General features: G+C 38.3%; 13 protein-coding genes. 2 read left to right on the top strand and 11 right to left on the bottom strand.

What is annotated here, in order from left to right; translation table 11 throughout:
• Positions 1 to 210: 210 nt before the first annotated feature.
• The 10 genes from KQI66_RS04300 to KQI66_RS04255 form a co-directional block, all read right to left on the bottom strand.
• Positions 211 to 411, bottom strand: coding sequence for a cold-shock protein (locus tag KQI66_RS04300; protein WP_216427441.1), 201 nt, complete (start codon positions 409 to 411; stop codon positions 211 to 213).
• A gap of 135 nt (positions 412 to 546) precedes the next feature.
• Positions 547 to 1,017: a ribonuclease HI gene (rnhA, locus tag KQI66_RS04295; RefSeq protein WP_216427471.1), complete on the bottom strand. Its 471-nt coding sequence runs from the start codon at positions 1,015 to 1,017 to the stop codon at positions 547 to 549.
• A gap of 3 nt (positions 1,018 to 1,020) precedes the next feature.
• The gene (gene ispD / locus KQI66_RS04290; RefSeq protein WP_216427440.1) at positions 1,021 to 1,716 is read right to left on the bottom strand and encodes a 2-C-methyl-D-erythritol 4-phosphate cytidylyltransferase; all 696 of its coding nucleotides are present in this window, start codon (positions 1,714 to 1,716) and stop codon (positions 1,021 to 1,023) included.
• Between the two features lie 21 nt (positions 1,717 to 1,737).
• Positions 1,738 to 2,793 carry a PIN/TRAM domain-containing protein gene (locus KQI66_RS04285; RefSeq protein ID WP_216427439.1) on the bottom strand — a complete coding sequence of 352 codons (1,056 nt, stop codon included), beginning with the start codon at positions 2,791 to 2,793 and terminating at the stop codon, positions 1,738 to 1,740.
• Positions 2,794 to 2,998: 205 nt separating this feature from the next.
• Positions 2,999 to 5,224 (bottom strand): replication restart helicase PriA, encoded by a 2,226-nt coding sequence (priA, locus tag KQI66_RS04280; RefSeq protein ID WP_216427438.1) that lies wholly within the window; start codon positions 5,222 to 5,224, stop codon positions 2,999 to 3,001.
• A 58-nt stretch (positions 5,225 to 5,282) separates the two neighbouring features.
• On the bottom strand, positions 5,283 to 5,588 hold the full coding sequence (rpoZ, locus tag KQI66_RS04275; RefSeq protein ID WP_216427437.1) for a DNA-directed RNA polymerase subunit omega: 306 nt from the start codon (positions 5,586 to 5,588) through the stop codon (positions 5,283 to 5,285).
• Entirely contained in the window at positions 5,585 to 6,196 is a 612-nt protein-coding gene (gene gmk / locus KQI66_RS04270) for a guanylate kinase (protein WP_216427436.1), read from the bottom strand. The genes rpoZ and gmk overlap by 4 nt, the downstream gene beginning before the upstream one ends.
• Positions 6,197 to 6,198: 2 nt before the next feature.
• The gene (locus KQI66_RS04265; protein WP_216427435.1) at positions 6,199 to 6,462 is read right to left on the bottom strand and encodes a DUF370 domain-containing protein; all 264 of its coding nucleotides are present in this window, start codon (positions 6,460 to 6,462) and stop codon (positions 6,199 to 6,201) included.
• A 9-nt stretch (positions 6,463 to 6,471) separates the two neighbouring features.
• Positions 6,472 to 7,350, bottom strand: coding sequence for a YicC/YloC family endoribonuclease (locus tag KQI66_RS04260; protein ID WP_216427434.1), 879 nt, complete (start codon positions 7,348 to 7,350; stop codon positions 6,472 to 6,474).
• A 160-nt stretch (positions 7,351 to 7,510) separates the two neighbouring features.
• Entirely contained in the window at positions 7,511 to 10,120 is a 2,610-nt protein-coding gene (locus KQI66_RS04255) for an S-layer homology domain-containing protein (RefSeq protein WP_216427433.1), read from the bottom strand.
• A 184-nt stretch (positions 10,121 to 10,304) separates the two neighbouring features.
• On the opposite strand from KQI66_RS04255, the gene KQI66_RS04250 reads away from it, so the two are divergent.
• Entirely contained in the window at positions 10,305 to 10,640 is a 336-nt protein-coding gene (locus KQI66_RS04250) for a helix-turn-helix domain-containing protein (protein ID WP_216427432.1), read from the top strand.
• Positions 10,641 to 10,690: 50 nt separating this feature from the next.
• Positions 10,691 to 11,149, top strand: a complete 459-nt coding sequence (locus KQI66_RS04245) for a YaiI/YqxD family protein (RefSeq protein WP_216427431.1) — start codon at positions 10,691 to 10,693, stop codon at positions 11,147 to 11,149.
• 40 nt (positions 11,150 to 11,189) lie between these two features.
• Here the strand turns inward: KQI66_RS04245 and KQI66_RS04240 are convergent, their stop codons facing one another.
• A complete protein-coding gene (locus KQI66_RS04240) occupies positions 11,190 to 12,131 on the bottom strand; it encodes an AEC family transporter (protein WP_216427430.1) in 942 nt (313 codons plus the stop codon).
• Between the last annotated feature and the right edge of the window lie 3 nt (positions 12,132 to 12,134).

Below are 12,134 nucleotides of genomic sequence, written 5' to 3'. Positions count from 1 at the left end.
AATTATGTTGTTCTTGAATATTTTACTATACCGGCAAGGTATTATCAACAGCATAAAAGGTACATTATAGACAACAAAAAAACGCTTGAAATTCAAGCGTCTTTTCGTTTTGGTTGTATTTTCGTAACATCGGCAATCTCCGATGTCAGCATAACCTTACATATATATATTCAAAAACCGTTAAACAGTCGTCTGGATACTAATATTAGATTAAGCCTTTGTTACATTAGCAGCCTGGGGACCTTTAGCACCCTGTACTACTTCGAATTCAACTTCCTGTCCTTCTTCAAGTGTCTTATATCCATCTGCCTGGATAGCTGAGAAGTGTACAAATACGTCGTCTTCGCCGGGTACTGAGATAAATCCGAATCCCTTTTCTGCATTAAACCATTTAACTGTACCTTTTTTCATTTTGAATCCTCCTACTAAAAGTAAATAAATAAAATGTTACAAGTGAAGAATAACATACTTTGGAAATCATGTCAACAAATATTTATAAATAAAAGTAATTTTTTTCCATTTAATTATTTGCAAAAAACTTATAAATCATCTGTTTAGTTCATAGTTATCGTCCGAAAGAAGATTTCCGCCCGAAATCGCCTGTCTTGCCAAAAAATCACATCTTTCGTTTTCCTTGTTGTCGGCATGCCCCTTCACCCATATGAACTTTACCTCATGGAAATCCAGCAGTTTTATCAGTCTGTCCCAAAGGTCAACATTGAGTGCCCGGCTCTTGTCTGCTTTACGCCAGCCGTTTGCTTTCCATTTTCTCGCCCAGCCTTTGTTTATGGCATCAACAACATATTTTGAATCGCTGTAAAGATTAACAGCACATTTTTCCTTAAGTGCCTCAAGACCTTTTATAACGGCGAGTACCTCCATTCGGTTATTCGTTGTCTTGCTGTAACCCGCCGAAAGCTCTTTTCTTGCTCCGTTATACAGCATAACAACGCCGTATCCGCCGTTTCCCGGATTGCCCGAACAGGCACCGTCCGTATATATATCAACCTCTTTTATGGCTTATGCCTCCATTCTGCTCTCCAGTATTTTTTCACCGATAATCAAATCCTCCGGAGTAGTTATTTTAATATTCTCATAGCTGCCTTCCGTAATAAAAACCCTGTATCCGGCATTTTCCGCAAGAGTTGCATCGTCTGTTCCGAATACTCCGCTTTCAAATGCTTTTTCAAAAGACTTTTCTATTATTTCTCTTTTGAAGGTCTGCGGAGTCTGTACGCTGTAAACATTTTCCCTTAACGGTGTTGAAACAACAAATCCGTTTTCATCACATATTTTCACTGTGTCCTTGGATTTTACCGCAGCTATGCTTGCACCGTATTTAACAGCGTTTCCAATAGAACTGTTTATTATACTTTCCGTAACAAACGGTCTCACTCCGTCATGTATCAAAATAATATTACAGCTGTCATTGACAGCTGTAACACCATTATACACAGAATTATATCTTTCTTTTCCTCCGGCAGTGATTTTAATTTTATCGGCTGTATCAAAAATCTCTCTGCATTTATCAACATCGCCTTCCGGAACAACCAATATAACCTCATCAATAGCACCGCTGTTTAAAAAAACATCAACCGTACGCTTTATTATAGGCTCTCCGCAAAGTTCAAGATACTGCTTTGCTATGGGCTTTCCCATTCTTTTTCCGCTGCCTCCGGCAACAATTATTGCCGAGCAAAACATATCGGAATACATAAAATCACCTTCAAAACCGAATTATTTTTCCGGTACTATTTTTGTAAATATCATTCTTCCGGCTGCTGTCTGTAATACACTCGTTACAACAACCTTAAGCGTTTCGCCGATTTTTCCCGAACCGCCCTCAACAACAATCATTGTTCCGTCGTTAAGATAAGCAATACCCTGTCCGTTTTCCTTTCCGGCCTTTATAACCGTAACAGTCATTTCTTCACCGGGAACAAGCATAGGCTTAACTGCATTGGCAAGCTCGTTTATGTTCAGCACCTTAACGCCCTGAACCTCTGCAACCTTGTTAAGGTTATAATCGTTTGTAACAACAAATGCGTCCAGCTTTTCAGCCATTTTAAGAAGCTTTGAATCTACCTCAATTTTTTCCTTTGTATTAAACTCTTTTATCACAACAGGTACAGAAAGCTGTTTCTGTATTTCATTGAGAATGTCAAGGCCTCTTCTTCCCTTTGTTCTTTTAAGCGAATCGGAAGAGTCCGCAATATGTCTGAGCTCGTCAAGAACAAATGTCGGAATGATTATTTTTCCTTCAATAAATCCCGTCTGCAACAAATCGAGTATTCTTCCGTCAATGATTACACTCGTATCAAGAATTTTAGGTCGTCCGCTGTAGCTTTTGGACTGATTTGATTTAAACATCGGAAGATCCATTTCGTCACGCTTACGTGTTGCAACCCTGTAACCGAGAAAACCGAGAACGACATTAAGTATAACTGTGATACCTGTTCCGACAACACCGTAACCGTTAAGTGACATGCCGATAAGGTTTGCTATAATAAGACCTACAACAACACCTGCAACACCGCTCGCAAGCTCTTTCATGTCCATTTTTACAAGTTTGCCCTCAGCTATGCCGAGCTGTTTCATTATGGCATCAGCAGCAACGTCCGAAAATAATATATAGTATATGATTCCGATAAAAATGCCTAACAGAATTACAACATAATCAGCGATATAATTCTGCATTCCCCATAAGTTTACTTTGTATAATGAATATAAAAGGACAACTGCAATCGTCATAACAACAAGCGTAATAACATATCTGAACAAATTTTTCATCATAATTTCACACCTCCTTTAAACCGTTATTAACGGTATTTACAGCATCAATTCCATATTTTACCCGACTTAAAATACTATTAATGCTATGATACCATACTAAAATAATATCATATTTTCCAATAATAAGCAATCAAAATAATATTACATTTTGATTAAATATATTTCATACAAAAACTGCCGCAGCTTAAACACTGCGGCAATTCGCTCATATCCTTATTCCTTCTGTTTTCGGCTTCATATATACACCGAGATTTTCAAATTCATCTCTGAGTTTATCGTATATTTCTCTTGCTCTGTTCATTAACATTAAATCATCTGCCGAATGAACTATGAGCCTGTATCTGTACTCGTCCTTTATTTTAGATATATATTCGGGAACAGGCCCGAGAATCTCAAATTCTTCGTTTTTTCTGAATTCATATGCCGCCATAACAGCACATTCGGCTGTATTCTTTTGATTTTTTCCGTTGAATTCTATATAAATACTTGCTTTGCATGGCGGATAACCGAGAGTTTTTCTGAAGCTAATCTCTCTTTCGTAAAACTCTTTTGCATTTCCTTTTACGGCAAGCTTTATCGCCTCATTATCCGGTGAATATGTCTGCACAACAACCTTTCCTTCCAACTCTGCTCTTCCGGCTCTTCCGGCAACCTGCGTAATAAGCTGATATGTTTTTTCTTCGGAATCAAACTCACCGGTATTCAGCGACATATCTGCTGCAAGTATTCCGACAAGCGTTACATTTTTAAAATCATGTCCCTTAGCAATCATCTGTGTTCCGACAAGTATATCAGCTTCACCGTCGGCAAACTTATTCAGTATGTTTGAGTATCCGTTTTTTCCGCTCACGGTATCCATGTCCATTCTCAGCACTCTTGCTGTCGAAAAATACTTTTTGACCTCTTCCTCAACCTTTTGCGTTCCCGTACCGAAATATCTGATGTATTTTGAACCGCATACCGGACATACCTCCGGCCTTGCTACGGTTTCTCCGCAGTAGTGGCACACAAGCTTTCCGCTTGTTGCATGATATTTATATGATACATCGCAATGAGTACATTTCATAACATACCCACAGCTTCTGCACGAAACAAAGGTTGAATATCCTCTTCTGTTTATAAAAAGCATTGTCTGTCTGCCGTTTTCCAGATTTTTGGTCATCTTTTCAAAAAGACTTCTGCTGAATACCGTTCTGTTGCCTTCCTCCAACTCCTTACGCATATCGACTATTTCTATTTCCGGCTGTCTGCTGCCCTTAACCGCTCTTTTTTCAAGCGGAATATACACAACCTTATTTTCCGTACATCTGTAATATGTTCTTACAGATGGCGTAGCCGTACCCATAACAAGCGATGCTCCCGTAAAACTGCATAGCTTTTCCGCAGTTTCAACCGCATCATAAGCCGGAGAAGTTTCTGACACATAGCTTTTTTCGTGCTCTTCGTCTATTATAACAATTCCAAGCCTTTCAAATGGCATAAATAAAGCTGAACGAGGCCCTATTACAACCGATATATTACCGTCCTGTACTCTTTTCCAACAGTTAAATCTTTCTCTGAAATTCATCTTGCTGTGAGTAACTGCGGCTTTGTTTCCGAACCTTTTCATAAATCTTCCTGTCATCATGGGAGTAAGCGATATTTCCGGTACAAGTACTATCGCCTGTTTGCCTTCCGAAATAATTTTCTCAATCATATTCATATAAATTTCGGTTTTTCCGCTTCCCGTCACTCCATGAATCAGTATCGGCCTGTTTTCAGCAATACGCTCTTTGTCCCATTTATCTATGACGGCTTTCTGCTCATCATTAAGCTCTACAACCGAGCTTTCTTCATTCAGGCTGTTTATATAAGGCTCAGCAAGAACCTTTTTGTCATATACCTCAAGTGCTTTCTCTTCTCTGAGCGTTTTAATTGCATAATCCGCACTATTTATGCTGTTTCTAAGTACAGAAAGCGGCATTTCTCCGTTTTCAAGCACATATTTTAAAATCAAACGCTTTTTTTCGCTCTTTTTGCTGTTTTCGTATTTAATCAATGAATCAGCAAAATTATCGCCAATTTTTATATATTTAACATTTTTATAGTAATCGGTTTTGTCCTTTATGCCGCTGGGCGTTATTGTCTGAATACACCTTGAAAGTGTTGTGAAATATCTCCTGTGCATCCAATAAGCAAGCTTTAACATAGTGTCATTAAACACAGGAAAATCATCCGGCATATATACAATATTTTTTATTTTGTCCTCCGGAACATCGGTAGTGTCTTTTAAACCGACAATATAGCCCTCTGTTATATTTCCGCCTTTTCCGAAGGGCACTCTTACACGCATGCCAAGCTTTGCTTTTCCTTCAAATTTTTCCGGGACGACATAATCAAAAACTCTGTCTATGTCATTATGGGATATGCTCAAAATAACCTGTGCAAACATCAAACCACCTGCTTATTTCAAAAAAGCACTGTGTCATCAGACCAGTGCTTTAAATTTTTTATTCTTCGTTTCCGTAGTTATCAAGGCTGATTTCCGAAACAACCTTTTCGGGTTCTTCCTGAACCTCATCATTATCGGGATTGTGGCAGATAATTTTTATCTTTCCCTGATAAATTTCGTTTACTGCAATAGAAACAGGCTTCTGAACCTTAACATTTGTAACAAGAGGAGGTTTACCGTCCGTAAGCTCTCTTGCTCTCTTTGCTGCTGCAATTATAATTGTATATCTGCTGAGCATAGCATCGTCCATGCCTTCCTGCTTGCTGATTACATCAATAAGTTCTGTGTATGACGGATGTATCATTTATTAACAACTCCTTTAAATTTATTTTTCAATTCCGGGTTTCTGCTGCATTTCATTCTTTCTGCCTTAACAATGCAGTCAACATCTTTTACAGCCTCATCAACTGTATCGTTTATTACAATATAATCGTAATCCGGAAGAAATTCAAGCTCTTCTTCCGCACGATTTATTCTTGCGTCAATAACCTCTTTTGTTTCTGTTCCTCTGAACTCCAGTCGTCTTCTAAGCTCTGTAAGTGTCGGCGGCATTGTGAATATAAGCACCGCATCGTTATACTTTTTCTTAACCTGAAGTGCACCCTGAACTTCAATTTCAAGTATTATATTTTTTCCGGATTCAAGCTGCTCTTCAACATATTTTTTAGGCGTTCCGTAATAATTTCCGCAGAAAGCCGCATGCTCAAGCAGTTCACCGTTGTCTATCATTTTTTCAAATTCTTCTTTTGTCTTGAAGAAATAATGTATTCCGTCTTTTTCATTCGGTCTCGGATTTCTTGTTGTTGCCGAAATCGAAACGCAGTATCCCAGCTCAGAAACAAGCTGTTCAACTATTGTGCCCTTTCCCGAACCGGAAGGTCCAGAGATAATAAGCAGAACACCCTTAGCCATTTCTATTCTTCCTCCGTATCCTTATAATTCTGTACTCTTGCACATATTGTTTCCGGCAAAAGTGCAGAAAGCACAACATGACCGCTGTCGGTTATTATAACCGCTCTTGTCTTTCTTCCGCATGTTGCATCTATTATGTTTCCGTTTGCCCTTGCATCCTGTACAAGTCTTTTAACAGGTGCGGCGTCCGGAAGTACAATAGCCACTATTTTTTCAGAGGATACCACATTTCCGTATCCGATATTTATAAATCTTACCGTACCCATAATTACTCCTTATTCAATATTCTGAATCTGTTCTCTTATCTTTTCAATCTCACTCTTTAATTCAACGGTAATCTGTGTAATCTTAATATCGTTTGATTTTGATGCGATTGTATTTGCCTCTCTGTTCATCTCCTGCACAAGGAAATCAAGCTTTCTTCCGATAGGCTCGTCTTTTGCAAAAATGCTTCTGAGCTGGCTTATATGGCTTGTAAGTCTTGTTATTTCCTCGTCTATGCACGCTCTGTCGGCAAATATTGTTACCTCTGTCAATATTCTCTGCTCGTCAATGCTTGTGTCTGCAAGAAGCTCATTAAGTCTGTCTGTAAGACGCTGTCTGTAATCCTCTGCAACAAGCGGTGCTCTTTCCTTTATTTCCGCAACATAGTTTTCAATTACATCAGCCTTTTTAAGAATATCCTTCTTAAGTGCTTCACCTTCGATTTCTCTCATAGAAATAAAGCTGTTAAGTGCGTCATCAAGAGCCGGAAGAAGAGCATTCCATATTGTATCCTCGTCCTCCTGAACCTTTTCCACAGTGATAATGTCGGGGAACTTAGCAACAAGATCAAGTGTATTATCTCCGGTAAGACCGTAATTAAGCTTTAAATATTCAAGCTTTTCACAGTATGCCTTTGCAAGAGGTTCGTTTATTTTGATATTAACATCGTCCTCCGAAAATGACTCAAATGTAATAAATACATCTGTCTTGCCTCTCATAATCTTTTTTGTGAGAGTTTTTCTTATTTTGTCCTCAAGGTAGTTCATTGATCTCGGAAGGCGAATTGAAATATCGTTGTATCTGTGGTTCACAGCCTTTATTTCAACACTGAACTTTCGTCCGTCGGCTTCATGCTCGCCTCTTCCGTATCCGGTCATACTTTTTATCATAAAATCATCCCTTTATCGCTAACATAAATGACATACTATACTAACTTATAATTATATTAAAAAGGCATGTTTCCGTCAATAGCCAAATACAAACTTTATTGGTCGGAAAAGAAAAATGCACTCTCTTAAAATAAGAAAGTGCAAATTCCGTTTATAAATTTTATAAAGCTATTCTTGATGCAACATAACCTCTTGTGGCATTAGGAGATACACCTGTATAAGGTGCTGCCGCCTCGCTGTTATATTTTGCCATCATTATGTCAAACTGCTCTATCGTAACAAAATCATCAGGACCAAATTTTGTTATGTCATATCCGAGTACGATTCCTCTTTCATAAGCCCAAGCGACTGCCTTTGCATAATACATATCGCTTGTGACATCAAGGAAAGGACTTACATCGGAAGGTTCGGGATTACCTGCAATATTCCATATAATCTGTGCAGCCATGCCTCTTGTAAGGAATCCGTCCGGAGCAAAAGTATTTTCGCTCGTTCCTACCATATATCCTTTTTCATATGCCTTTACTATTGCATCATAATTGGGATTATCAAGGCTTACATCAGCAAATATTGATTTCTTTGTTTCTTCCGGCTTTGTTTCCGGTTTGTCATTTTTATTTGTATTGCTGTTGCTGTTTTCTACCTTATCAAGTGTATAGCTTGGGCCTGAACCTCCACTTGACTTTTTTGCTGTGCTTATTTTAGCAGCCTCACTCGGTTCCGAAGCCTCAAAGTTATCAACTGCCGCATATCTTGCTTCAAATACATATTTTGTATCCGGCTCAAGTCCTTTGAATACATTGCTTGACTGCCACTTTCCGCCGTCTATTCTGTATTCAGCCTTAGCGCCGTTTTCATTGTCTTTTATCTTCTTGAGTGTAATACTTGTCTTTGTTCTGCTCTCAAGCTTAGGTGCTGACGGAGGTGTCTGAGTTTCAATAACAATGCCTTTTTCCGTTACTGTAAAAGTAAATTTGGCTGTTGCAGTCTTTCCGTTGTCATATTCAACAGTTACAGTTCCGTTATATATACCTGCCGAAAGTCCTTCCTTAGGCTGTATTGCGTATGTATCAATACTGTCATTGCTTCCTATCGTTGTTCCGTTTCCGCTAATTTCAAATGCTTCTGTATTATCTACCTCTACATTTGTTATTTCCGCATCTGCATCTCCTGTATTGCTTATTGTTATTGCTTTGGCTTCGGGGCGTTCATAGCCTTCCTCTACGCTCGAAAAGCTCGGTGCAATCACATTAAGCTTACTTTCACCTACAATCGCTTTTTCGGTTACCACAAAAGAAATATCATATGTAGCCGTTTTGTTATTGTCATATTTTACTGTAATTGTTCCGTTGTATGTACCTGCTGAAAGTCCTTCTTTTGGCTGTATTGTGTATGTATCAATACTGTCATTACTTCTTACCATTGTTCCGTTTCCGCTGATTTCAAATGCTTCTGTGTTGTCTACCTCTACACTTGTTATTTCCGCATCTGCATCTCCTGTGTTGCTTATTGTTATTGCCTTGGCTTCGGGACGTTCATAGCCTTCCTCTACACTTGAAAAGCTCGGTACAGTTATTTCAAGGTTGCTTTCGCCGGAAACTGTTTTATTTTCGATAGTTAATGTTACCGCTTCACTTGCAAAGCTTGAATTTGTTGCTTTGTAACGTACATAATATGTACCTGCCGCTAAGCCTATAACTTCATTGCCGTCACAGTCAGTCCAGCTTCCATTTTCACTTTTGTACTGCATTGTATCGCTTACACCTGTAAGTTTTCCGCTGTTTGCACTTGTTCCGTCAATTTTACCGATGCCGACAGGTGCGACAGGTCTTGCAGGAATATATACAGTTTGATAATTACTCTTAAATGCCGTACTACTTGCTTTAACCCAGATATAAGCATACATTTCACTGCCGTTCCAATATAATGAGCTCAAACTCATATTGTCATAGCAATCTCCGCTTCCGCCTGCTGTAGTAAATGCCATTTTGTTTGTTGCTGATATAGTTTCATTATAATAATCAACAGCAGCATTTGGTTTTGAGTAACGGTTTATATTAACTACCGTCTGATAACCTGCGGGAGTGTTTCCATTTGCTTTATATCTTATATTAACAAAATCAATATCATACCAATTACTAACATTTAAAGTTCCACTACAATCACGCCATGTATTACCGCCATCTAAACTATATTCCATATTTGATGTTGTATTAATATTTCCACTTAAGTAATCCTTTGTTATATCAGGTGCGGCAGGAGGTGTAACCGGCATATCATTTACTAAATAAATATATCCGTCGGGCGGTGCATTCCAAGCATTATAAATTCTATAATGGAAACTGTGGTCACCACCTTGATTAAACTCAGAAACATATGCTACACCATCAGTAATTTCTTCAACAACCGCAACGTGGTTATTTCCATTTTTGAAATAGCATGCAATCGCACCTACTTTAGGCTCTGTGCCATAATTATAATATCCATAGCTTGCATTATATGAATACCATGTATTAGCGTCATGCCTACTCAAGTTTGGTGATGTACCGAGTATTTCATACGCTCTTCCCCAAGCATACCAAGTACAATTTCCTGTAAATCCGGCTGAATAAAACGGATTAGCACTTGAATAATAATAGCTATTGTTTGCAGCCGGTGCCGTAGTTCTTGCTGAATATGCAAATGCAGTTGTACCCATCATCTGCAAAGCCATAATGATTGCCAATATCAGACCAAACGGCTTCACCTTTCTTCGTTTTTTCTTAAACATCTTAAACTCCTCCCTTTAATTAAACATATTTTTACAGACTAAAACAATATCCATTCCTAAAAATACTATAAATATTATTATTAGCCAAAATCATATTTATAGTATATATTTGCGCAATAAAAAAGTCAATAGTCTGTTTATTTAACAAAAGAATACTTATAGGCTTTATATTGAGGTGATATGAATGAATAATATAGCGGTTGATGTTGGACAGAGAATTCGTGTCCTTCGAATACGCAGGGGATTAACTCAGGAAGAATTGGCGGAAAAAGCCGATTTACACACAACATATATAGGCCAGATTGAGCGCGGCGAAAAAAACATGACTATAACAAGCATGGAGAAAATACTTGAGGCTCTCGATGTGCCGTTTTCGGAGTTTTTCGAGCATTTCGATTCCAGGGATTCAAGGGAAAGCATTGCGTCTAAATGCTATACATTAATAAGCGGCAAGGATAAGCCTCAGCAGGAAATAATATACCGTATTCTTCGTGATATAGACCTGATAAGCACAAAATAATATCCATACCGTTTATTTTATGCTAAAATACCCACAGGAGGTAACACCATATGAATATACTTGTTGATGCAGATGCCTGTCCGGTAAACGGCATAATATTAAAAATTGCAAAGAAATACAGCCTTCCGGTAACAATGTTCATGGATACAAGCCATGTTACAGATAAATATGACTGTACGATAATAACCGTTGACAAAGGCCATGATTCTGCCGATTTTGCCATTGCAAACCGCATTCACAGGGACGATATTGCCGTAACACAGGATTACGGACTTGCCTGTATGCTTATGGCTAAAGGTGCTGTTGTATTAAACCAGAACAGATTTATTTATACAGATGATAACATTGATTCTCTGCTTATGCGCCGTCATATTTCCGGAAAGCTCCGCAGAAGCGGAAAACGCTCCGGTCATATAAACGCAAGAAAGCGTGAAGATGATGAACGCTTTGAAAAATGCCTTGAGTCGGTAATACAAAAGCTGTTAAATAAAAAATCTCCTAAGGAATAAGCTACCGAAGGAGATTTACTTTTTATTCAGTTATTATTTATTATAATGTACAAAAGCCTGCAAGGAATGAGAAAACAATCGGCATTGTGAACAGACAGCATACTGTTGTCGCTATTAATGACGCTACCGAATAATCCGGTGCCGCATTATATTCATCCGCAAGCACTGAAATAATAAGCATTGACGGAAGCATTGCAAATATTGTTCCGGCAAGAAGCATTTCATCGCTTACAAGACCTGTTGCTTTTAATATAAAGAAAAATGCTATGGGAATTATCACAAGCTTAATCGGTACAGAAACAAGAACCCTTGGATTTTCAAAAAGCTTTTTAAAGCCTCTTCTGCCTATATCCGCTCCAATATAAATAAGTCCGATATATTTCTGCAATGTACCTACTCCTGTTATGGCGTCCCATACAATGTTTTTAGGGTGTATGTCCGCAAAAATCATAACCAAACCTATAACAAGTGCTATTGTTGACGGCGTAATCATCTTTTTGAAGCTGATTTGCGCCTTTCCACTTGCCGAAGAAAGTATTCCGACTCCGGCTGTCCATGTCATAACAGTTTCGACTATCATATAAGCCGCAATGTATAATCCGCTTCTTTCCGGAAAAACCGCCGTTATTATCGGAAAGCCGACCAGTGCACTGTTTATAAACGAAACCGAACAGATATGTGAATTAATAATCGGCTTTTTCAATCTCAATATTTTTCCCGTAACAAAGCCTATTGCTATCGACAATCCGAACATAAAAAACATTTCTATTACAAACGGCCACATCTTTATAAGCTCCGTTCTTGTGCCACCGTTCGCAACGCCCGTTAAAATCAGAAACGGCAATGCAATCTTCATCATAAACTTCTGAAGCTGTGTAACACATTCATTTGTTATATAATTTGTTTTCGATGCAATAAACCCTATTAATAAAATCGTGGCAAAGTATATTATCTGCTGTAAAACTATTCCCTGAAAATCCATAAT

Source organism: Anaerotignum sp. MSJ-24, from assembly GCF_018918145.1.
GTDB lineage: Bacteria > Bacillota > Clostridia > Lachnospirales > Anaerotignaceae > Metalachnospira.
This window is presented reverse-complemented; position numbering and strand designations above follow the sequence as displayed.